This is a genomic window from Jannaschia rubra, assembly GCF_001403735.1.
Taxonomy (GTDB): Bacteria; Pseudomonadota; Alphaproteobacteria; order Rhodobacterales; family Rhodobacteraceae; genus Jannaschia; species Jannaschia rubra.
On the sequence record NZ_CXPG01000017.1, the window covers coordinates 88,780 to 110,788 of the forward strand.

General features: G+C 66.9%; 20 protein-coding genes, 1 tRNA gene and 1 pseudogene. 7 read left to right on the plus strand and 15 right to left on the minus strand.

What is annotated here, in order from left to right; translation table 11 throughout:
* The first annotated feature begins 31 nt into the window (after nucleotides 1–31).
* The gene (locus JAN5088_RS08930; RefSeq protein WP_055682490.1) at nucleotides 32–1,522 is read left to right on the plus strand and encodes a phosphomannomutase/phosphoglucomutase; all 1,491 of its coding nucleotides are present in this window, start codon (nucleotides 32–34) and stop codon (nucleotides 1,520–1,522) included.
* Nucleotides 1,522–2,910, plus strand: coding sequence for a mechanosensitive ion channel family protein (locus JAN5088_RS08935; protein WP_074962649.1), 1,389 nt, complete (start codon nucleotides 1,522–1,524; stop codon nucleotides 2,908–2,910). Before JAN5088_RS08930 ends, JAN5088_RS08935 begins: the two co-directional genes overlap by 1 nt.
* Nucleotides 2,911–2,917: 7 nt before the next feature.
* Here JAN5088_RS08935 and JAN5088_RS08940 read toward each other — a convergent pair whose 3' ends face one another.
* From JAN5088_RS08940 to JAN5088_RS08975, 8 genes are all read right to left on the minus strand, one after another.
* A complete protein-coding gene (locus JAN5088_RS08940; RefSeq protein WP_055682491.1) occupies nucleotides 2,918–3,988 on the minus strand; it encodes a 2'-deoxycytidine 5'-triphosphate deaminase in 1,071 nt (356 codons plus the stop codon).
* A gap of 73 nt (nucleotides 3,989–4,061) precedes the next feature.
* A tRNA-Pro gene (locus tag JAN5088_RS08945) sits at nucleotides 4,062–4,138 on the minus strand.
* Between the two features lie 48 nt (nucleotides 4,139–4,186).
* Nucleotides 4,187–4,876 (minus strand): MerR family transcriptional regulator, encoded by a 690-nt coding sequence (locus tag JAN5088_RS18275; RefSeq protein ID WP_074962648.1) that lies wholly within the window; start codon nucleotides 4,874–4,876, stop codon nucleotides 4,187–4,189.
* Nucleotides 4,877–4,878: 2 nt separating this feature from the next.
* On the minus strand, nucleotides 4,879–5,187 hold the full coding sequence (ihfA, locus tag JAN5088_RS08955) for an integration host factor subunit alpha (RefSeq protein ID WP_055682492.1): 309 nt from the start codon (nucleotides 5,185–5,187) through the stop codon (nucleotides 4,879–4,881).
* A gap of 171 nt (nucleotides 5,188–5,358) precedes the next feature.
* Complete coding sequence (locus tag JAN5088_RS08960; protein WP_055682493.1) at nucleotides 5,359–6,330, minus strand: beta-ketoacyl-ACP synthase III; 972 nt, start codon at nucleotides 6,328–6,330, stop codon at nucleotides 5,359–5,361.
* Nucleotides 6,327–7,409 carry a phosphate acyltransferase PlsX gene (gene plsX, locus JAN5088_RS08965; protein WP_055682494.1) on the minus strand — a complete coding sequence of 361 codons (1,083 nt, stop codon included), beginning with the start codon at nucleotides 7,407–7,409 and terminating at the stop codon, nucleotides 6,327–6,329. Before plsX ends, JAN5088_RS08960 begins: the two co-directional genes overlap by 4 nt.
* 37 nt (nucleotides 7,410–7,446) lie before the next feature.
* On the minus strand, nucleotides 7,447–7,650 hold the full coding sequence (gene rpmF / locus JAN5088_RS08970) for a 50S ribosomal protein L32 (protein ID WP_055682495.1): 204 nt from the start codon (nucleotides 7,648–7,650) through the stop codon (nucleotides 7,447–7,449).
* A 177-nt stretch (nucleotides 7,651–7,827) separates the two neighbouring features.
* The gene (locus JAN5088_RS08975; protein WP_055682496.1) at nucleotides 7,828–8,373 is read right to left on the minus strand and encodes a YceD family protein; all 546 of its coding nucleotides are present in this window, start codon (nucleotides 8,371–8,373) and stop codon (nucleotides 7,828–7,830) included.
* 119 nt (nucleotides 8,374–8,492) lie between these two features.
* Here JAN5088_RS08975 and JAN5088_RS08980 point away from each other — a divergent pair, with 119 nt between their 5' ends.
* A complete protein-coding gene (locus JAN5088_RS08980) occupies nucleotides 8,493–8,945 on the plus strand; it encodes an outer membrane protein assembly factor BamE (protein ID WP_055682497.1) in 453 nt (150 codons plus the stop codon).
* A gap of 89 nt (nucleotides 8,946–9,034) precedes the next feature.
* On the opposite strand, the gene msrB is transcribed toward JAN5088_RS08980, so the two are convergent.
* Nucleotides 9,035–9,436 carry a peptide-methionine (R)-S-oxide reductase MsrB gene (gene msrB / locus JAN5088_RS08985; protein WP_055682498.1) on the minus strand — a complete coding sequence of 134 codons (402 nt, stop codon included), beginning with the start codon at nucleotides 9,434–9,436 and terminating at the stop codon, nucleotides 9,035–9,037.
* Nucleotides 9,437–9,522: 86 nt separating this feature from the next.
* Here msrB and JAN5088_RS08990 point away from each other — a divergent pair, with 86 nt between their 5' ends.
* Nucleotides 9,523–10,194: a GNAT family N-acyltransferase gene (locus JAN5088_RS08990; RefSeq protein ID WP_055682499.1), complete on the plus strand. Its 672-nt coding sequence runs from the start codon at nucleotides 9,523–9,525 to the stop codon at nucleotides 10,192–10,194.
* 36 nt (nucleotides 10,195–10,230) lie between these two features.
* The gene (locus JAN5088_RS08995; protein WP_055682500.1) at nucleotides 10,231–12,048 is read left to right on the plus strand and encodes an ABC-F family ATP-binding cassette domain-containing protein; all 1,818 of its coding nucleotides are present in this window, start codon (nucleotides 10,231–10,233) and stop codon (nucleotides 12,046–12,048) included.
* 6 nt (nucleotides 12,049–12,054) lie between these two features.
* On the opposite strand, the gene JAN5088_RS09000 is transcribed toward JAN5088_RS08995, so the two are convergent.
* Both JAN5088_RS09000 and JAN5088_RS19430 read right to left on the minus strand, forming a co-directional pair.
* A complete protein-coding gene (locus tag JAN5088_RS09000; RefSeq protein ID WP_055682501.1) occupies nucleotides 12,055–12,726 on the minus strand; it encodes a hypothetical protein in 672 nt (223 codons plus the stop codon).
* A 56-nt stretch (nucleotides 12,727–12,782) separates the two neighbouring features.
* Nucleotides 12,783–12,929, minus strand: a complete 147-nt coding sequence (locus JAN5088_RS19430) for a BglII/BstYI family type II restriction endonuclease (protein ID WP_244888944.1) — start codon at nucleotides 12,927–12,929, stop codon at nucleotides 12,783–12,785.
* Between the two features lie 75 nt (nucleotides 12,930–13,004).
* Here JAN5088_RS19430 and JAN5088_RS18280 point away from each other — a divergent pair.
* Both JAN5088_RS18280 and JAN5088_RS09005 read left to right on the plus strand, forming a co-directional pair.
* Nucleotides 13,005–14,020 (plus strand): annotated as a pseudogene (locus JAN5088_RS18280) (IS3 family transposase); the annotation flags it as partial.
* Between the two features lie 95 nt (nucleotides 14,021–14,115).
* Nucleotides 14,116–14,355, plus strand: coding sequence for a hypothetical protein (locus JAN5088_RS09005; RefSeq protein ID WP_055682502.1), 240 nt, complete (start codon nucleotides 14,116–14,118; stop codon nucleotides 14,353–14,355).
* On the opposite strand, the gene treY is transcribed toward JAN5088_RS09005, so the two are convergent.
* From treY to glgX, 4 genes are read right to left on the minus strand one after another with little or no spacing between them, the layout of a single operon-like run.
* Nucleotides 14,344–16,506, minus strand: a complete 2,163-nt coding sequence (gene treY / locus JAN5088_RS09010) for a malto-oligosyltrehalose synthase (protein ID WP_055682503.1) — start codon at nucleotides 16,504–16,506, stop codon at nucleotides 14,344–14,346. The two genes, JAN5088_RS09005 and treY, sit on opposite strands and share 12 nt — an antisense overlap.
* Entirely contained in the window at nucleotides 16,503–18,188 is a 1,686-nt protein-coding gene (malQ, locus tag JAN5088_RS09015; protein ID WP_055682504.1) for a 4-alpha-glucanotransferase, read from the minus strand. The genes treY and malQ overlap by 4 nt, the downstream gene beginning before the upstream one ends.
* Complete coding sequence (gene treZ / locus JAN5088_RS09020) at nucleotides 18,185–19,903, minus strand: malto-oligosyltrehalose trehalohydrolase (protein WP_055682505.1); 1,719 nt, start codon at nucleotides 19,901–19,903, stop codon at nucleotides 18,185–18,187. Before treZ ends, malQ begins: the two co-directional genes overlap by 4 nt.
* Complete coding sequence (gene glgX / locus JAN5088_RS09025) at nucleotides 19,900–22,008, minus strand: glycogen debranching protein GlgX (RefSeq protein WP_055682506.1); 2,109 nt, start codon at nucleotides 22,006–22,008, stop codon at nucleotides 19,900–19,902. Before glgX ends, treZ begins: the two co-directional genes overlap by 4 nt.
* Nucleotide 22,009 lies beyond the last annotated feature (1 nt).

Below are 22,009 nucleotides of genomic sequence, written 5' to 3' on the forward strand. Positions count from 1 at the left end.
TGCGCAACCCGTTTCCCTCCCGAGGACTGCCATGAAGCCGATTGCCGACGTCACCCCCAACACCTGGGAATTCCTGCGCGACCCAATGATCGCGCCCACGGGCTTCCGCGAGTACGATGCCCGCTGGAAATACCCCGAGGGGATCAACCTGCCGGGGGTGACGGCGCTCGGGCTGGGACTGGGAACGCAGATCCACCGTCGCGGGGTCGAGCCGCGGATCGCCGTCGGCAACGATTACCGTGACTACTCCGTGGCCATCAAGAACGCGCTGATCCTGGGTCTGGTGCAGGCCGGCGTGCACGTGCAGGACATCGGTCCGGCCCTGTCGCCCATGGCCTATTTCGCACAGTTCCATCTCGACGCACCCGCCGTCGCCATGGTGACGGCCAGCCACAACCCGAACGGCTGGACCGGCGTCAAGATGGGCTTCGAACGGCCGCTGACCCACGGCCCCGACGAGATGGCCGAGCTGCGCGACATCGTCCTGAACGACGAGGGCGAGGCCCGCGACGGCGGTAAATGGGAACGCGTCGACGGGGTGATGGAGGCCTATCTCGACGATCTGGTGGGCGATTTCCGCATGACCCGAAAGCTGAAGGTCGTCTGCGCCACGGGCAATGGCACGGCCTCGGCCTTCGCCCCCGAAGTGCTCCGACGGATCGGGGTGGAGGTGGTGCCGTCGCACAATCGGCTCGATTATACCTTCCCGCACTACAACCCGAACCCCGAGGCGATGGAGATGCTGCACGACATGGCGGCCTCGGTGAAGGAATCGGGCGCGGACCTGGCGCTTGGCTTCGACGGCGACGGCGACCGGTGCGGCGTGGTGGACGATGAGGGCGAGGAGATCTTCGCCGACATCATGGGCGTCATCATGGCGCGCGACCTGTCAGCCCTGCATCCCGGCGCGACCTTCGTGGCCGACGTGAAATCCACCGGCCTGTTCGCGTCCGACCCGGTGCTGCAAGAAAACGGTGCCAAGGCGGATTACTGGAAGACGGGCCACAGTCACATGAAGCGCCGCGTGCACGAGCTGGGCGCGCTGGCCGGGTTCGAGAAGTCCGGGCACTACTTCCTCGCCGAACCCATCGGGCGCGGCTACGACTGCGGGATGCGGGTGGCGGTGGAGATCTGCAAGCTGATGGACCGCAACCCCGACAAGTCCATGTCCGATCTGCGGCGCGCGCTGCCGAAAGTATGGAACACGCCCACGCTGTCGCCCTTTTGCCCGGATGAGGAGAAATACGAGACGCTTCAGCGCATCGTCGACCGGATCGTTCCGATGAAGGGGCAGGGCAGTCTTGGCGGGCAGAAAATCGTCGATGTGGTGACGGTCAACGGCGCGCGCGTCATGCTGGAAAACGGTGGCTGGGGTCTGGTGCGGGCGTCGTCCAACACGCCGAACCTTGTCGTGGTCTGCGAAAGTCCCGCCTCGGCCGAGGAGCTTCGCGCGATCTTCGACGATCTCGACGCGATCATTCGGGTCGAGGACAACGTCGGCGCCTACGACCAGACGTTCTGATGCCGCGAACGGCGCGACGTGATCGTCTCTGGTCGCTGATCCGCGGCCTGTTCCTCGCGTTGGCGATCGCGTTCACCCTTCCCGTCGCCGCGCAGGAGACGCCGACGCAACCCTCCGGCGCGATCTCCACCGCGCAGGACGGGACCGAGGATGCCGCGATCGAACGGCGGATCGACGGCATCATTGGAGAACTCGACGAATATGAGGGCGTCAGCGTGGATGTCCGCGAGGGGATCGTGACCTTCGGCGGCGAGGTCCTGGACGGCGAGACGATCCCCGAACTGGATGCGCTGGCATCGCGGGTCGACGGGGTGGTCGCGGTCCGCAATACGGTGGTCGAGAACACCGACGTGGCGCGGCGGCTCGATCCCATCGTCGAGCGGACCAAGATGCGGTTCGTTCAATTCGTCAATTATCTTCCCCTGATCGTGGTGGCGATGCTGGCGGGCGGGCTGGTGATGCTTGTCGGCGTCCTGCTGGCCCGGTGGGAACGGCCTTGGGGAAGCCTGGCGCCGAATGCGTTCATCGCGGAAATCTATCGCGTGATCCTGCGCCTGGTCTTCGTGGTCGCGGGCATTGTCACGGCGCTCGATATCCTGAACGCGACCGCGGTGCTGACCGGCCTGTTCGGCGCGGCCGGCATCTTGGGTCTCGCAGTCGGCTTCGCGGTGCAGGACACGGTCGAGAACTTCATCGCCTCGATCATGCTGTCGGTGCGACAGCCGTTCCGGCCCAACGACATGGTGGACATCGAAGGCTCCGTCGGGACCGTCATCCGCCTGACCAGCCGCGCGACGATCCTGCTAGACCCTGACGGCAACCACGTCCGCTTGCCCAACAGCTTTGTCTTCAAGGCCAAGATCATCAATTATACCCGCAACACGACCCGGCGGTTCGGGTTCGAACTGGGCATCGATCCGAACGACGATCTGGCCGAGGCCAGGCGCATCGGGATCGAGACGCTGGCCGGGTTGGCGTTCGTGCTCGCCGATCCGCCCCCGCAGGTCTGGATCAAGGATTCAGGCGACAGCACCATCACGATGGAGTTCTTCGCCTGGCTCAACCAGCGGGAGGCGGCGTTCCTTCCCGCGCGGGGCGAGGCACTGCGTGTCGTAATGGCCGCGCTGACGCAGGCGGGCATCGGTTTGCCGGAACCGTCCTATCGCCTCAACCTGTCGGGTGGCGCCTTGCCGGTGGTTGACCTGCCGGACAAGGAGAACCGGGCAAAGGCCATCACCCTGACCGAGATGGACGCGGAGCCCGCACCGAAGCCGAAGCCCACACCCGAGCCGGTCATGCCGGACCGCACGATCGAGCGGATGGCGGATCAGGAGCGGGCGAGCGAGGGTGAGGAAGACCTGCTGAGCCATGGGGCGCCGCAGGAATGACGGAAGGTCAGGGCGCTGCGAAGTGCTTGGAGAGCTTCAACCCCTGACCCTGATAATTCGATGCGATCCCCTGGCCGTAGAGTTGCGCCGGGGTTTCCGACATCGCCTCGTACAGCAGTCGCCCGACGACCTGTCCATCCTCCAGCACGAAGGGCGCCTCGTGGCAGCGCACTTCCAGCACGCCGCGGGCGGGGGTGCCGTGTCCGAAGCCGGGGTCGAAAAAGCCGGCGTAATGCACCCGGAACTCTCCGACCATCGCCAGGTAGGGCGCCATTTCCGCCGCATGGGTAGGCGGGATCGTCACCGCCTCGCGCGAGACGAGGATGTAGAACGCACCAGGGTCGAGGATGACGTGCCGGCGGTCGGTCCGCACAGCCTCCCAGAATTCGGCCGGAGGATAATGGCCCACGCGATCGAGGTCGATGACGCCGGTGTGCGGTTTGGCGCGCCAGCCGACCAGCCCGTCGGGACCCGGGTTCATGTCGACCGAAAAGCCCAGACCGTCGTCGATCATCGGGGTGCCGTCGACCAGGGGCATTCGGTCGTGGAGGGCGCGAAGTTCGGCGTCGGACAGCAGGGCGGTCCCGGCCCGGAACCGGATCTGGTTCAGGCGCATGCCCGTACGCGCCAGAACCGAGAAGCTGCGCGGGCAGATCTCGGCATAGAGGGGGCCCTCGTAGCCTTCGGGGATGCGGTCGAACTCCGTCCCGCCATCGGTCACGGCGCGGGTCAGGAGGTCGAGCCGCCCGGTCGAGGACTTGGCGTTTGCGACGGCGGACAAGCCCTTGGGCAAGTTCAGACTTTCCTGCAACGGGACGAGGTAGACGCAGCCTTTCTCCAGTACCGCCCCCTGCGTCAGGTCCACCCGGTGCATGCCGAATTCCGGCAATCGGTCGAGCATGGCTCGCCCCGCGCCCGGGAGGAAGGACGCGCGCACGCGGTAGGCAACGGACCCGAGCCGAAGGTCGAGGCTGGCCGGCTGGACCTGGCCCGGCGCGAGACCCGGGGCCGCGATGGCGCCCGACGCGAACAACGCTTCGATCTGCTGGCTCGCCAGAACGCCCCTGGGATAGGTCATGCGATGGTCCCCCGCGGGCCGTGCCCCTGACAAGCGAAACGCCCCGCCCCGACAGGGGAGAGGCGTTGCGATTTGGTCGGGCTAGCAGGACTCGAACCTGCGACCTTCCGTCCCCCAGACGGACGCGCTACCAGGCTGCGCCATAGCCCGACTGGCGCCCTACATACGGCTTTCACCGGGGCGCGCAAGTCCGAAAGGTCACGAATTTCCACCGCTGGAAAGCTCTGCCTCGACGTCGTCGATGAGGCCGCGAAGCCGTCGCACGATGCGGCGCAACTGGCGACCGTGGCCCGGACGCAGGACGGCCAGCGGCGCAAGGGCAGGCTTTGGCGCGTCGGGTTGCGGCGGCGGTGGTTCAGTTCGGTAGGCGGTGTCCGCGGGGTCCACGCCCGGCTGCGGTGCGTCGATCGGCGCATCGCCAAGCTGCTCCGTGTCGGCGGGTGCATCCGGCTGCATCGTCTCGGACGCGGGGTCCGTCGGTTGCGGCAGCGTGTCCTCGTCGGGCTCGCGCTCGAACGGACCCACGCGCTCATCGGCCTTTCGACGGCTGTCGTCGGGCCGGATGACCCGACGGGTACGTCCGGATGTCGGGTCGTCCCCATCGAGATTGGGCGACAGGCGGGTGACGGCGTCGAGACCGTCGTCGTCGATCTTCTGGCTGACGCCGCGGATCGTCAGCCCCTGATCGTGCAGCATCACCTTGATGCCGCCCAGGAGCCTCATGTCCTCCGGGCGGTAGTATCGGCGGCCGCCTGCGCCCTTCACCGGAGCGATCTGCTCGAACTTCGACTCCCAGAAGCGAAGGACATGAGTCGGCACACCAAGCCAGTCCGCGACCTCGCGGATTGTTCTGAAGGCGCCGTCCGACTTTTCCGGTGGACCTGCCAAAATCAGCCTTTCCTGTCAGCGTTGCCAGCCGCCACGCGGTCCTTCATCAGGTGCGAAGGGCGGAACGTCAGGACGCGGCGGGGCGGGATCGGGGCTTCCTCGCCCGTCTTGGGGTTACGGCCGACGCGGGCCGTCTTGTCGCGGGTCGAAAAGGTGCCGAAGCCCGATACCTTCACCTGTTCGCCATCGACCAGCGCGTCGGAGACATGTTGCAGCACCTGCGTCACCAATGCTGCACTTTCGTTGCGGGACAGCCCGACGTTGCGGAAAACCGCTTCGCTCAGGTCCATTCGTGTCAAGGTCTTGGTCATCGTGTCGTCCCCTCGTTGGCTCCCATCGACCGCATCTTTTTGCGCGGCTGCCGAAATGTTTGGCGTCAAGACGAAAACAAGTCAACGTCAGACACTTGCGGCCCGATCTTCATGCGGAACGCCGCCAAAAGCGAACGGACGTGAAAGGTGTATGGTCGCCAGTGGCTTAGCCTACCAGCGAAGGGCGACGGAACCCCAGGCGAGGCCCCCACCAATCGCCTCGGTCACGACCAGTTCGCCGGGGTTGAGCTGGCCACGGGCCTTGGCCACCGACATTGCGAGGGGAATCGATGCGGCGGAGGTGTTGCCGTGGTCCTGAACGGTCACCACGACCTTGTCCATGGGCAGTCCGAGCTTGCGTGCGGTTCCAGCGATGATGCGGAGGTTGGCCTGGTGGGGCACGACGCGGTCCACCTGCGAGGTTTCGACGCCCGCCTTCGCCAGCACGTCGACGGTGGTCTGCGCCAGCTTCTCGACCGCATGGCGGAACACTTCCTTGCCGGCCATCATCAGGTGACCGGTCGTCCCGGTTGACGAAACCCCGCCCGATACCTGGAGGATGTCGCGGAACCGTCCGTCGCTGCGAAGGTCGGTGGCGAGGATACCACGGTCGTCGGTGGTGCCCCCACCCTCCGCCGCCTCAAGGACCAGCGCGCCGGCGCCATCGCCGAAAAGGACGCAGGTGGCGCGGTCGTCCCAGTCCATGATCCGGCTGAAGGTCTCCGCCCCGATAACCAGAACGCGCTCGGCCTGGCCCGAGAGGATCAAAGCGTTTGCATTGGCCAGCGCGTAGACGAAGCCCGCGCAGACCGCCTGAATGTCGAAGGCGAAGCCGCGGGTCATGCCCAAGCCGTCCTGCACGATGGTCGCCGTCGCGGGGAAGGTCAGGTCGGGGGTCGAGGTGGCGAGGACGATGGCGTCGATCTGCCCGGCCTCCATCCCCGCATCGTCGAGCGCCGCGCGCGATGCCCGGATGGCGAGATCCGAAGTCGTCTGCCCCTCGGCCGCGAAATGGCGACGTTCGATGCCGGATCGGCTGACGATCCATTCGTCGGATGTGTCGAGAAAGGTCGTGAACCATTCATTCGGCACGATGCGGTCGGGGAGATAGTGGCCTACACCCCTGACGACGGCGCGCTTCATTCCGTGTCCCCCAGCGTGGCCGTCGCCGCCGCCACGCGTGCCCGCAGGCGGTCGCTGAAGCCCGATTTGGACAGGTTCCACGCGAGGCCCACGGCAGCGGCCACGCCGGTCTCGTCAGCCGAGCCGTGCGATTTCACCACGGTGCCGTTCAGGCCGAGAAAGACACCGCCGTTCACGCGGCGCGGGTCGATGCGTTTCGACAGGCGCTTGAGCGAACTCATCGCCAGCAGGGCCGCCATCTTGGACAGGGGGGTCGCGCGAAACGCCTCTCCCAGCATGTCGCGGACGAACAGGGCGGTGCCTTCGCCGGTCTTGAGCGCGACATTGCCGGTGAACCCATCGGTCACGATGACATCGACGCGGTCGCCGGGGATGTCGCCGCCTTCGACGAAGCCCACGAATTCGAAGCCGTTGTCGGCGGCGAGCATCTCGATCCGGTCGTGTGCCTCGCGCAGTTCGGACCGGCCTTTGTTCTCTTCGGTGCCGACATTCAGCAGGCCCACGCGCGGGCGATCGATCCCCAGGCCGTTGCGAGCATAGGACATGCCCATCAATGCATATTGGATGAGGTCGTCGGGGTCGGCGCGGATGTCGGCGCCCACGTCGAGCATCACGTTGAAACCGGACGGATTGCGCGATGGCCAGAGGATCGCGATGGCAGGGCGGTTGATTCCCGGCAGTTTGCGCAGGCAGACCATGGATACGCCCATCAGCGCGCCGGTGTTCCCGCAGCTGACGCAGACCGTCGCCTCGCCGGAATGAACAGCGTCGACTGCGGACCACATGGAGGTATTCTTGCCCGTCCGCATCACCTGACTGGGTTTATCGGTCATGGCCACGACGTCGGGCGCATGGCGCACCGTGCAATGATCCGCCAACCCGGGTCGTCTGGCGATTGCGGCCGACAACACAGCCTCGTCCCCGTGCACGATGAAGCGCATGGCGGGGTTTGTCTTTACGGCCAGTGCCAGTCCGGCCACGATGGCGTCCGGCCCGTGGTCACCCCCCATCGCGTCGATCGAAAGGACGCCCGCGGCATCCGGATGGGCGATGGGGGCCGCGCCGGTGTCGTCCGACATGGAACCCCCCTGAGTTGTCCTGTGCGAGCCGATGGGTTCAGGCGACGTCGTCGTCGAGGTCGACCGCATCGGCGGCGATCACTTCGCGGTCGGCATAGTGGCCGCAGGCGCCACAAACGTGATGCGGACGCTTGAGTTCGCCGCAGTTCGGGCATTCGGCCGGGTTGCCGGGCACCAGGAAATCATGCGCACGGCGCATGTTGCGGCGCGACTTGGTGACCTTGTTCTGGGGAACGGCCATGTCAGTACCTCGGGTCTTTCGGGGCCCGCCCGCGGCGGCCCGGAGTCACATTGAAACTTGTCAGCGGTCCCTAGTGCCATTCCGGGCAGGGGTCCAGCGCTTTCCGGCCCCTTTTTCGGGTCGGAAGCGGCGTCATACAGCGATTCCGCCGGGATGCAAGTAGACGCCTTCGCGTCGTCAGTCTTCGTCGCGTTCCATCTTGGCCCGAAGCTCGGCCAGACCGGCAAAGGGTTTCACCGCGTCGTCGGTCAGCGGTTCCGCGCCTGCCGGTGTTGCGGTCAGGTCGATGTCCTCGGCCCCTTCGGCGCGGGGAAAGTCGGGAATGGCAAGGGCCAACGCCTCCTCCAGGACATCGCCCAGATCGAGCAGGGCGGGCAGCGGCTCGATGCTGTCGTCCTCCGGCATCTCGACCTCCTCCTCACGGGGGATGTCGTAGTCGGCGGCATAGCGGCGGGTGACGGTGTCGTCGATGCGGGTCGTCACCGGATCGGTCGTGACCCGGCAGGGTTGCACCACCGTCGCACCCAGCGTGCCCGTCAGGGTCCAGTCCCGGCCGGGGCCGGGCGAAAGCTCCAGATCCATCCGCACCTTGCGGAACTGATCGACGCCAAGCCTGTCGGCCAGCGATTCGAGTTGCCCCGCGTCGGGGACAAGGCGGACATGGGTCGATTTGCGCTGCGGCAGGTCGGCGAGGCGGACGGGGTGGGACAGAACGGGCTTCATCGGAGGCTTCGGATCCGGGATCGGGAATGCCCGCCCTTGATGGGGCAGGCGGGGACGGTTAAGCCATAATCCGAAAGGCACCTCCGGGCAACGGGGGTCCGATCTTGCGGGAGCAGGCGATGACGACGATATTCAAGGGTCTGCTGATCGGTGCATTGCTGGCGGGGCTTGCCGCCTGTTCCGCGATCTATCGCAACCACGGATACGTTCCCGACGAGGCGGCGCTGCAATCGCTGAGCGTGGGGTCCACGACGCGCGATCAAGTGGCGACCAGCATTGGCCGCCCCTCCACCAACGGGGTCGAGCGGGACGATGCCTGGTACTATGTCCAGAGCCGGGTCAAGACCGTGGGCCCGTTTGCGCCCGAGACCGAAAAGCGGGAGCTCGTCGCCGTCAGCTTCGCCGGGGACAGGGTCGCCAACATCGAGCGTTTCGGTCTTGAGCGGGGTCGTGTCGTCACCCTGTCGCGTCGCGTCACGGCGACGTCGATCCGCGAGTTTGGCCTGATCCAGAACCTGATCCGCAACTTCGGCAGGGTGAACGTGGGCGAGACGTTGGCCGACGGGATATGACCGGCACCCCAGTAGTGTGAACGGGGTAGGCGCGACCGGGCGCCTTACCGTCTTTCCATGCGTGACGGCCCGGTCACCGGGACCGGACTTCAGCCTTCGGGCTCGAACTCCAGCGCAACGCCGTTGATGCAGTACCGCAGACCCGTGGGTTTCGGACCGTCAGGGAAGACATGGCCCAAATGGCCGTCGCAGCGGTTGCAGTGCACCTCGGTGCGTTTCATGAACCAGCTGTTGTCCTGCGATTCGCCGACATGTTCGCCCTCCACCCCGTCATAGGGCTGATAGAACGACGGCCATCCCGTACCGCTGTCGAACTTGGTCGCCTGGTCGAAGACGGGGTTGCCGCAGCCCTTGCAGACGTAGATGCCCGGCCCCTTGGGAAAATCCTCGTGGGTACCGGCACGTTCGGTGCCGTGGTTGCGCATCACCTTGTAGGCTTCGGGGCTCAGCTCAGCCTTCCAGTCGGCGTCGGATTTCTCGACCTTGTCCATTCCGCTCTCCTCCGTGGACACCGCCTTCGGTGCGGTGCAAGGCTGGACATAGGCGCGCGACACCCATGCGCCAAGGGAAAGACGCGATGGAGATGACCGGCGGCCGCCTGCGTGCACGCATCGTGCCCCTTGCGGACGCGGCCGCGGCGCTCGACCTTCGGGCCAAGGTGTTCCGACGGGGCGCCTCCGACGATGACGCCTTCGATGCCGGGGCCCGGCACCTTCTGATCGAGGACGGGACGGCTCTGCGCGGCTGTGCCCGGATCACGGTGCAGCACGGTCATGCGATCCTGTCGGGTTACACCGCCACCACCTGGAACCTCACATCACTCGCAGCGCATTTTCCGGATGCCATCGAGGTGGGACGCGTCTGTTTCGCTCCCGGTGCGACCGATCCCGACGTGCCGCGCCTGATCCTCGCCATGCTGGCGCGCGTCGTTCGGGAAGAACGGACCGGTATCCTTTACGGTTGCTCATCCTTTCCGGCCAACGGTGCCGGGCTGGGCCGCCTGGCGGGGCGGCTCGCACCGGAGGCGTGGCGCCCGGTGGCCCGCGTGGCCGAGGCAGTGACGCTGCCCTCCACGCCAGGGCCGTTGCCACCGCTCCTGCGGTCGTGGCTGTCGCTCGGGGCGGTGGTGTCGGACCGGGCGGTCGTGGACCGCGACCTGGGCACGATGCAGGTGTTCACCGGCCTGCCCGTCGCCGCAATTCCGCCTGCCCGCGTGCGTCTTCTAGCGGGGCTGGTCGATGCGGCGTGATTGACGCTGCCGGCGCGCGGGGATAGGCGGCGCGGCATGGCACGCGCTCCCCTTCTCCAACTGTCGGACATCTCCCTCACTTTCGGGGGCAATCCGGTATTTTCGGACCTTTCGCTGAACGTCCAGCCTAGCGACCGCGTCGCACTGGTCGGGCGCAACGGGTCAGGCAAATCGACCCTGATGAAGGTCATGGCGGGCTTGGTCGAGGCCGACAGCGGAACCCGGACCCTGTCGCCGGGCACGGCCACCGGGTACATGGAGCAGGAGCCGGACCTCTCCGGGCACGCCACGTTGGGCGACTATGCGCGATCGGGTCTCGACCCGTCGGAGGCTTGGCGCGTCGAGGCGGTAGCCGAGGGGCTGAAGCTGAACCTGGAGGCTGCGCCCGATGCGGCTTCGGGCGGCGAGCGGCGCCGCGCCGCCCTGGCGAAGCTGCTGGCCGAGGCGCCGGAGCTGATGTTGCTGGACGAGCCGACGAACCATCTCGACATCGACGCCATCGCCTGGCTGGAAGCGGAGCTGAAATCCACGCGCGCCGCCTTCGTCCTGATCTCGCACGACCGCGCGTTCCTGCGGTCGCTGACGCGGGCGACGTTGTGGATCGACCGGGGGATGGTGCGGCGGCAGGAGAAGGGCTTCGAATCCTTCGAGGAATGGCGCGACAAGACCTGGGAGGAGGAGGATCAGCAGCGCCACAAGCTGGACCGCAAGATCAAGTCGGAGGCCCGCTGGGCGGTCGAGGGGATCTCCGCGCGGCGCAAGCGCAACCAGGGGCGCGTGCGGGCGCTTCAGGACCTGCGCGCCGAACGGTCGGCGCAGATCCGACGCGCCGGGACGGCGGCGCTGGAGCTCGACTCGGGGCAGGCTTCGGGCAAGCGGGTGATCGAGGCCACGGGTCTGACCAAATCGTTCGAGGGGCGTGAGATCGTCCGCGACTTTGACCTGCGCGTCCTGCGCGGCGACCGGATCGCCTTCGTCGGACCCAACGGTGTCGGCAAGACGACGGTGCTGAAGCTGCTGCTGGGCGAGATCGAGCCGGATGCGGGCACCGTCAAGGCGGGGACCAACCTGGAGGTCGCCGTCTTCGATCAGGCGCGCGCCAAGCTCGACCCCGAAGCGACGCTGTGGGACAGCCTGACGCTCGACCCGCTACTGGGGGTGTCGGGGGCCAGCGATCAGGTGATGGTGCGTGGAACGCCACGCCACGTCGCCGGATACCTCAAGGATTTCCTGTTCGACGACAAGCAGTTCAAAGCGCCGGTCAAGTCGCTGTCGGGGGGCGAGAAGGCGCGTCTGCTGCTGGCGCGGATCATGGCGCTGCCGTCCAACGTGCTGGTGCTGGACGAGCCGACGAACGATCTGGACATCGAGACGCTGGACCTGTTGCAGGACGTGCTCGACGACTATGACGGGACCGTTCTTCTGGTCAGCCACGACCGCGATTTCCTGGACCGCGTCGCCACCCAGACCGTCGCGATGGAGGGCGACGCGCGGGTGCAGGTCTATCCGGGTGGCTGGACGGACTATCGCAACCAGCGGGGCCATTCGACCTTCGACACGCCCCGAAAGGCCGCGGGGAAGGGCACGACGAAACCCGCCGCGGACCCGGCACCTGTGCGTGCGTCCAATGGCCTCAGCTATACCGAGCGGCATCGGCTGGAGACGCTGCCGGCCGAGATCGCACGACTGGAGGCGGAGATCGCCAAGCTGGAGGACCTGCTCTCGGACGCCGACCTGTTCACGCGTGAGCCGGTGAAGTTCCAGAAGGCGACCAATGCGCTGATCGAGCGGCATGGCCGCCTGTCCAAGGCCGAGGAGGAATGGCTGTCGCTGGCCGAGCGGGCCGATGCCTGATGCGGGTCAGTCGCAGATGTCATCCAGATCATCGCCCCATGGCACGGTGACGGCGCGGGCGAAGGCTTCGGGTTCTGCCACGGGCATCACCTGACGCAGCAGATGCTTCAGCCGGTCCGTCCGGCTGCCGCGGGGATCGAGCGTCGCGCAGCAGAGGTATTCCTCCACCAGGCTGGCCTGTTGCTCATAGCCGAAGTCGAGGAAGCCGCGCGGATCGTCCGGGTCCAGCAGGTAGGGGTCGTCGACCGCCAACTGCTCCGAAAACGCCTTGACGGGATGGTACCCGGTGACGTCCCGGTTCTGCCATTGCCAGACATGCGTCATCTCGTGGACGATGAACATCGCGCCCGCCAGATCGAGCGCCCCACCCGCTTCGTCGGTCGCCGCATAATCGTCGGCATAGGCGCGGGGGCTGAGCAGCAGCGTCTCAAACAGCGCGATGCCCGCTGTCTGTGCGGTGATCCGCCCGGCCTGCGGCGGCGCAATCCGTTCGCGACACGTGGTCCGGGGGCGGGCGTCGTAGGTGATCGGGAAGATGCCGACAATGGGCGTCTGCGAGATGCGGACGGAGGCGGTGTCGAGGGTCGGCCCGTGGATCGGCGCCACCAGCGCGGTCTCCGCCGGGGTAAGGGGGCGGGTGCAGGCGGTCAGGGCGAGGATGAGGAGCAGGGAGCGCATGGGTGAATCTGCGAAGTTTGGAAAGTCACAGGTGGTTCCGTCACGAAAGCGGACATTCAGCGGTCCGCAACGCATTCGGACGTGATCCCGATTTCCAGTACGGGACAGCCACCGTTGGGTCCAGCATCAAGACGATAAAGAAGCTTGCCTATCCACGTCGTCGAGGCCCCGAATGTCCGGTAGACATCCTCCGTGCCTTCCACACCATCCTTGTCGATTTGATGTGCCCCAAGATTTGCAGACGCTTCACCCCCTGACTTTGAGGTCGGGAGGTCGACATTGGGACGAGCCGTGACAGCGATGAGTTCGAGCGGGATGTGGTCGCGCGGATCACCGAGCGAGGTTGCCCGGCCAGCGGGGTGTCGGGGCGGCTCGGGGTAGATCCATACTCGCCCTCCGCCTGGAAAGGAAGTTCGCGACGACGTCACCCGGCGATGGTGGGAAGCATACCGGGATCGGGCGTCTGAAGCGCGAGCTGGCGCGGGCGATCGAGGAGCGCGATACCCGGAAAAAAGGGCGAGGCTTGTTCGCCATCGGTCCGAGGACGATGCCCAGCGCGTACTTCGCGCGAGAGTTCCGATGAAGTACGCCGTTGTTCAGGCGCATCGCGAGGAGTTCGGCGGGCAGGCTAGGGAAGATGCCCGGCAGACTTCACTGATCCGCGATGCCTGGCCTGACAGCGGCAAGGTCTACGGCTACCGCAAGCTGCATGACGATCTACGGGATCCAAGGCGAGGCGTGTTCGCCGAACCGCGTGGCACGGCTTGCGAGCCACGCGGGGATCGCAGCCCGGATCGGTTGCCGGCGAAGGCCAGGGCGGCAAGCCGGCGGTCGCTGCTGAAAACAGGCTGGACCGCCAGTTCGAGGTCCCCTCTCGTGGTTTGCTGGCGAACCATTGCCGGGCGTTGGATGCAACCCCGGATGACAGCGGAGCTCGCCCTGACAGGCGGTGCTCACGGCCGTCCGCCGCAGGAAGACCAAGGACACCGTCTTGGTTCACCCAGTTCAGGGCAGGCAGTTCTGGAGCCACGACTGGAGAACATTCCTGTCGCAGCACGATCTCGAACCCGGCATGAGCCGACGCGGAAATTGTCATGACAGCGCAGTCGCGGAAAGCTTCTTCCAGCTTCTCGAGCGGGAACGGATCCGGCCATGGGCCTGCGCGACCCCAGAGGCCGCGCGGCAGGACGTGTTCGAGTACATCGAGACATTCGACAACCCCAAGCGCAAACACACGAACGGGATGCTGTCGCCCGTCGAATTCAAGACACGGCAGCAAAATACCGAACAAGGCAGGCGTCCACGAAACCAGGAACACCTCAAGGGACCGCATGGCGTAGGTTGCCGGAATTGGACGCCCAAGCTTGTTCGCATCAGATGAAAAGCTTTATGGAAATCGACTTCTCCGACCGCCGCCGTGACCTTCTGCACCTGGATCTGGCCGAATACGGCATGATCTCGGACACACTGGCGCATGCCACCAAACCGATCGAAACTATATGCGCTCAGGACAGGCAGGGCTGCCGTCCTGACTTCGCGCGGGATAATCTGATCCGACGCCATGACCTTGCCCGGAGCCGACCTTCATTGGAACTGCAGGAGGAAACGGTGTTCAGATCAGCCGCGTGATGTCTCGACCCTTTCGATCCGAACGGATTGTGGCTCCAGATCGGCGGGGGGCCAGATCGCCGGGGCTTCGGACAAAGGGGTCCCATCGGTCGACACGGTCACACGTATGGGACCGCGGTCGAACGAGAGTTGACCGGGCCCTGCATCCACCGGCCGATACGGCGTCGCAAATGCGTCGCGATCGTCTCTGCGCAGACGCAGAAGCGCGCGGGTCAGCGACAACTTCACCCGGTCGAAGCCCGTCACGGCGCCGTCGGCCAGCCGATCGAAGTCTACCTCGGCGCGGTTGTCGGGGTCGGTCAGGCGATAGTTCCCGATTTCGGTGCCCTGATAGATGTCGGGAATCCCCGGCACGGTCAGTTGCAGGGCCGCCTGCGCCAGCGCGATCCCTTCGGCCCGCCGTGCCAGATCCGACAGGTCGGGCGGCATGACATGGGCGGCGGCGTCCAGGATGGGCTGCTCGAAGGCGGGGTCGGGGTCCGTCCAGGTCGTGTCCCGCTTCGCCTCTCGCATGGCCTTTTCCAGATGGGCCGGCAGGCGGTCGTGCAGGTCGCCGTCGGGCGCCCCGGCCCAGGTCGATTGCGCCAGGTACCATGACCAGGGGTCGGGCAGCGCCGGCACGGCGTCCAGAATGCCGGGCAGGGCACCGGGGTCATGGGACAGGGCGATCAGGCGTGCCCTCGCATCCGCCGACCGCTTGGTGTCGTGGCTCGACAGAAGGGTCAGGCCGGCAGGCTGTGTCCTCGCACGGTCCTGCATCGCGGCGTGGAACGCGCGAACGTCCATCGACGGCTCGTCGGGTTCGGACCCCACCTCATTCGCGGACAACAGGGGGACGAAGCGATAGAAGGCCGTATCCTCCTGCGCCTTCGCGATGGCCGCGCCGGTCACCTGCTGCATCCGCACACGCAGGGCAGGCCGGTCCGGGTCGGTCAGAAGGCGGGCAAGGTCGGGCAGGGCGCCGGGGTGGCGCAGCCCCTTCGCCGCGCGCGCCGCCGTGTCCCGGATCAGGGCGTCGTCCGCCTCGGGGACGGCTTCGGCGGCATAGCTGCGATAGCGGGGAAAGGCCCCGATAAAGGCGACGATGGCGTCCCGCCAATGGCCCCGACCCCATTCCGTCGTCGCATCCGCGGCCATCGCCAGGTCGGTGAGGGCGTCGAGCTCCGCCATCAGTTCAGTCGTCACGATCTGGTCCTTGGCCGCGGCCAGTTCGGCGCGGAAATCGGCGTCCGGCTGGGTGGCGGCCTTGATCCGCTCGACCCCGGTCCCGTCGGTTAGGACGCGGGCAATCGCGACCGCGGCCTCATAGCCGGTGGTTCCCTGAACCGGCCAGTCTGGCAGGGGCTCGTCACCGGTCAGGATCTTCTCGATCCAGATGGGTGTGTCCGGCAGGCGCGTCCGCAGGCGGTTCAGATAGGTGCCGGGGTCGGCCAAGCCATCGACGTGATCCACGCGCAGGCCCTGCGCCACGCCGGCGTCGATCAGGTCGAAGGTCAGACGGTGCATGTCCTCGAACACCTGCTCGTCCTCCACGCGCATCCCGATCAGGCCGGTCACGGTGAAGAACCGCCGATGGGTGATCGCCGCCGCCTCGGTCCGCCAATGCGTGAGGCGCCATGCCTGCGCGTCGTGGGGCGTGCGGGGGTCGCCCGTCGCGCTGCCGGGCCGCAGGGGCAGGGTCAGATCGCCGGCCTGTATCCGGTCGCCCGCGATGCTGATCTTGCCCTGTTCCACCATCTCCTCGAACGGCGCGGGCAACCACGGCAAACGCAGGCGGCCGGCGGACCAGTCGATGTCGAAATAACGGGCATATGCGCTGTCCTCGCCCTGCCGAAGGACGTCGTCCAGCCAGGGCGTTTCGGGCGAAAACGCCAGATGGTTCGGCACGATGTCCAGGATCAGGCCGATGCCTTGCGCCTGAAGTGCGCTGGCAAGCCCTTCCAGCCCTGCGCGCCCGCCCAGCAGCGGCTCCACCTCGTTCGGATCGATCACGTCATAACCATGGGTCGAGCCGGTGGCGGCGGTGAAGACCGGGGATGCATAGAGGTGCGAAATGCCCAGATCCCGCCAATACGGCACGAGGGTCGCGGCCCGCGCAAAATCCATCCCATTACGAAATTGAAGGCGATAGGTGGCGGTGGGCAGCTTCATTCGGACCTCGGGCGCGCGGCGCGCATTAGCGCGGTGATGCGGGAGAAGACGGGGTGATCGGCGATGGCGTCGACCGGCACGCTGCCGCGCGGCCGCCAGTTGGGATATTCGTCCGTCGTTCCGGGCCGGTTGGTCTGCCTTTCGGGGCCGATCAGATCGGCCAGCCGCACGCCGGCCAAGAGACAGGGCGTCGCCCCGATGAAGGCATGGGCGCCATCGAGAACCGCATCGGGCAGGGTCTCGGCCTTGGCGTCGGCCGTGACGTCGAGCGCCCGGATCAGCATTCGACGCTCCTTGCGGCGATGGGCACGGTGCTGGCGCGTCGCCTCGGGCGAGACCAGGCCATGTTCCTGCCGACCGTCGATGTCATCGCCCCGCCACCAGGCCGCCAGCACCGGCAGGTCGTGCGTCGACAGGCAGGCGAGCGCCTTTTCGGGATAGGACTTCGCGGGATGGAATCCGACGTCGTCCTGCTCGAAATAGACGATCCGGTACGACAGGACATTGGCCTCGTTCATCGCATCGCGGAAGCCTTCGGGCACGAAGCCCAGGTCTTCGCCGATGATGACCGCCTGACGGGCCTGCGACTCCTCGGCCAGGACGCGCAGCATGTCGCGCATGGGATAGCGCAGGTGCGCGCCCTCGGCGGCGGGTCGGCCGGAAGGGATCAGGAACAGCTGCCAGAGCGCCATCGCATGATCGACCCGCAAGGCCCCGGCATCGCGCAACTGCGCGGCGATCATGGCGCGGAAGGGGGCGAAATCGCGCGCCGCGAGATCGGTGGGCGAGGGGGCTGCCAGATGCCAGTTCTGCCCTTGCTCCGAGAACATGTCCGGCGGCGCACCGACGTCGAGGCCGGGCAGGGCAGCCGCTGCGCCGGACCAGGTGGCCGACCCGTCCTGCGCCTCGCCCACGGCCAGGTCGAGGTAGAGCCCTATGCCCATACCTGCACCCTTGGCTGCCTTCTGTGCGGCGTGAAGCTGCTGCCGCGCGACCAGCTGAAGCCATGCGTGGAAGCGGACATCCTGCGGACGGTCGCGCGCGATGGCATGGGCGGCGGCCCCCTCGGGGTCGTCGGGCAGGGGCAAGTCCAAATGTCTGATCGTCTCAAACAAGGCATGGAGGTGCAGATCCCGCCCCTCGGACGCCACGAAGGCGTCGAGCGCCCCGTCATCGACCCCGGCGTCGAACCGTTGCCGCAGCGCCCGGAGCTTTGCCGACGCGACGGCAGCATAGTCCACCAGATCACCACTCGGCAGGGACGGCCGGTCGCAGCCCAGCAGGTCCGGTGCGATGTAGAGCGGGTTCAGGAACCGCCGGTTCGACGGCGAGAACGGGGATGCGCGGTCGGGCTCGGCCGTGAACAGCGCATGGACCGGGTTGATCCCGAGGAAATCGGCCCCCGCCTTCGCGCAGACCGTCGCCAGCGCCGCAAGGTCGGCAAAGTCACCGACACCCCATTGCCGGGCGGACCGCAGCTCATAAAGCTGGCAAAAGATGCCCCACCCGCGCCCCTCGGGCAAATGGCAGGCCACGTCACCCGGCACCTCCATCGTCGCGGGCGCGACCGGCTTTGCGCTGCCCAATCCGTCCAGGATCAGACGCAGTGTCGCCTCCGGCACGGTGCGCCCGTCATAGGCGGTGGAAATGCCGTGTTTCCGGGCCCGTTCGCGCAGCGTCATGTCGACAACCAGAAGGCGGCAGACCGCGGCGCGCCGACACGCGCGCCCGTCAGATGCAGCCGGTCGCCCGGCGCATCCGGAACGGTTGCGGGCGCCGCGCCCATGTTGGCGCGCAGATGCAGCGTCGCGCCGTTCAGGCGCCAGTCGACCGCGATGCAACCTTCGGGCGCGTCGAGGATCGTGCCGCACCCCGGCCCGGTCCCCGCCAGCAATGGGACGATCCGTTTCCGCCGAAGGGTCAGCAGGTCGCGCATCCGGTCGAACGCCTGCCGGCCTTCGGACGTGTCCAGTTTCGCCCAGTCGATGCGGCTCGCGCGGAAGGTGGCCGGGTCGATCGGGTCGGGCACGTCGTCGCCGGAGTGGCTGGCGAAACCTGCGAACTCCTTTCGTCGGCCTTCGGTGACGGCACGGCCCAGGTCGCCCTCGAACCCGGCGAAGAACAGGAACGGATTGGTCTCGGCCCATTCGTCGCCCATGAAGATCATCGGGATATGCGGGGACAGCAGAAGGATCGCCTGCATTGCAGCGAGGGCATCGGCGTTCGCCAGCGTGGTCAGCCGGTCGCCCTGCGCGCGGTTCCCCGTCTGGTCGTGGTTCTGCAAGAAGTCGATGAAGGCGGCGGGCGGCTGGTCGGACGAGTCGACCCCTTCTCCTCCCGCGCCGCCCGTGGCGAAACCATGCGCCAGCGCGCGCGCCAGAAGGCCGACCGGATCGTCGGCATAGGTGTCGTAGTACCCTTCCGTCTCGCCTGTCAGGACGACGTGGGCCGCGTTGTGCATGTCGTCGTTCCATTCGCCGTCCATCCGGCGGCCCGCCGCGTCGGGTCTGTGCAGGTGGACGACGTTTCGGTTGTCCTCGGTCGTCAGCCAGGCGTCCGGGTGGCGGGCGCGGATTGCATGCGCCATCTCGACCAGCAACTCGGGCTCCGACGGGTCGCGGATCTGGTCGATGGCATCGAAGCGCAGCCCGTCGAAGCGGAACTCGTCCAGCCAGTAAAGGGCGTTGTCGATGAAGAACCGCCGGACCTGCGGCATGGCATAGTCGATGGCGGCGCCCCAGGGGGTCTGGCGATCCGGGTCGAAGAAGTCGGGCGCATAGGCGTTCAGGTAATTCCCGTCCGGTCCGAAGTGGTTGTAGACCACGTCGAGCAGTACCTTGAGGCCATGCCCATGCGCTGCATCGACCAGCGCGCGCAGGTCATCGGGGGTGCCGTAGGCCGGATGCGGCGCGTAGGGCAGCACGCCGTCATAGCCCCACCCCCGGTCGCCGCCGAACTGCGCGACCGGCAGGAGTTCGATCGCCGTCACGCCCAGGCGGGCCAGATGCGGCAACCGATCGATGGCGGCGCGGTACGTGCCCTCGGATGTGAAGGTCCCGATGTGGCATTCATAGATCACCGCCGCTTCCCACGGCGTTTCCGGTGCGTCGTGGCGCCAGTCGTGATCCGACACCACGACGCGACTGGCCCCATGGACATCGCCCACCTGCGCGCGCGCGGCAGGGTCGGGCACCGTCAGGCCGTCGGGCAAGCGAAAGGCGTATGCCGCGCCGTCACCCGCTTCGGCCGTGGCGGTGAACCAGCCGTCGCCCGCCGCCTCCATCGCCAGGTCGCGCCCACCCAGCACGAGGGTCAGCGCGTCAACTCCCGGCGCCCAGAGGCGAAAGGTCGTGCGGTCGCCGTTCGTCACCGGGCCCCATGCATGCTGCGGGATCATTCATCCCCTCCTGCGGATTTTTCGGAGCGGACGGGACCGGGGGTGTCAGCTTCCAGCAGGATCAGGCTGCGCGAGCGCAGGGTGATCTCGCCTTCGACGTCTGCCGGTCGGTTCGGAGTTACGTCCGTCGTCTCGGTGTCGACCAGCCGGTGCCAGCGCCCGGGCGGCAGGGCATAGCTCGCTTCCTCCTCACCGGCGTTGAAGGCGAGAAACAGCGCCCGGTCCGCATCGCCCTGAAGCAAAAGGGCCATGAGGCGACGATCGGGGTCTTCCCAGTTGCCCGCGTCCATCGCGCTACCATCGCGGCGCCGCCAAGTGGCGAACCGTCCTTCGGGGTTGTGCGCTTCGGCATGCAGGAACCGCTCCGACGTCAACAGGGGGCGGCTGTTGCGCAGGGCGATCAGGTCCGCCACGAAGGCGACGAAGGGGTCGTCCAGGCGCGACCAGTCGAGCCAGTTCATCTCGCCCGGCTGACAATAGGTGTTGTTGTTGCCGCCCTGGCTGCGTCCGTGTTCGTCGCCCATCAGGATCATGGGCGTGCCTTGGCTGAGCAGCAGCGTCGCCATCAGGTTGCGTCGCTGACGGTCGCGCAGCGCCAGGATGTCGGGGTCGTCGGTCGGCCCTTCGACGCCGTGGTTCCAGCTGACGTTGTGATCGTGGCCGTCGTTGTTGTCCTCGCCGTTGGCTTCGTTGTGCTTGTCGTTGTAGGCCACCAGATCGGCCAGGGTGAACCCGTCGTGCGCGGTGATGAAGTTGATGCTGGCCCACGGGCGGCGGCCCCGATGCTCGAAGGTCGAGGCGCTGGCCATCAGGCGGTCGGCGACTGCGGGGGCCATGCCCTCGTCACCCTTCCAGAACGCCCGGACGGTATCGCGGTAGGTGTCGTTCCATTCGGCCCAGCCTGGGGGAAAGTTGCCCATCTGATAGCCGTCGTTGCCGGTGTCCCACGGCTCCGCGATCATCTTCACGCGCGACAGGACAGGGTCCTGCAGGACGGCATCGAAGAACGGTGCATGGGGGTCGAAGGTATCGCGCCGCCGCCCAAGGGTGGAGGCGAGATCGAAACGGAAGCCGTCGACATGGCAGTTCTCGACCCAGTAGCGCAGGGAATCCATCACCATCTGCAGGACGCGCCGGTTATCCACGTCCAGCGTATTCCCGGTGCCGGTCGTGTCGTAGTAGTACCGCTTGTCGTCGCCCAGCAGGTAATAGCTGGCGTTGTCGATTCCCCGGAACGACAGGGTGGGCCCCATCTGGTTGCCCTCCGCCGTGTGGTTGTAGACCACGTCGAGGATCACCTCGATCCCCGCATCGTGCAGCCGCCGCACCATGACCCGGAACTCGTCCAGCGCCGCGTGGCTGACGAGATAGCGTGTCGCCGGGGCGAAGAACCCCATCGTATTGTAGCCCCACCAGTTGACCAGCCCCCGGTCGAGCAGGTGTCGGTCGTCGGGGAAAGCGTGGATCGGCAGAAGCTCGATCGCCGTGACGCCAAGACGCTTCAGATGTTCGATGGTGCCCGGCTGTGCCAGCCCCTCGAAGGTGCCGCGTCGCGGCTCGTCGATGTGGTCGGCGCCCAGCGTCATGCCGGCCACATGGGCCTCGTAGATGACGGTCTTGGACCAATGCGTCTGGGGCCGGACGTCCTCGCCCCAGGAAGACGCATCGGGCGTGACGACGCATTTGGGCATCACGAAGGCGCTGTCCCGGCGGTCGAAGCTCAGGTCCGCCTTGCGGGAGCCGACCTTGTAGCCGAACAGGCTGTCGTGCCAGCGCAGCTCTCCGGCATGGGCACGCGCGTAGGGGTCGAGGAGAAGCTTGTTGGGGTTGAACCGATGGCCCGCCTCGGGCGCGTAGGGGCCGTGTACGCGGTAGCCATAGAACGCGCCTGGCCGGACGTCGGGCAGATATCCGTGCCAGACCTGATGGGTGTATTCCGGCAGGGGAATGCGGGCGATCTCACGTCGTCCGGTTTCGTTGAACAGGCAAAGCTCGACCTTTTCGGCATGGGCCGAGAACAGGGCGAAGTTGGTTCCGGCCCCGTCCCAGGTCGCACCGAGGCGGGCGCCTGAGCCGGGTTCCAGACGGTAGTCCGAGAATGGCATG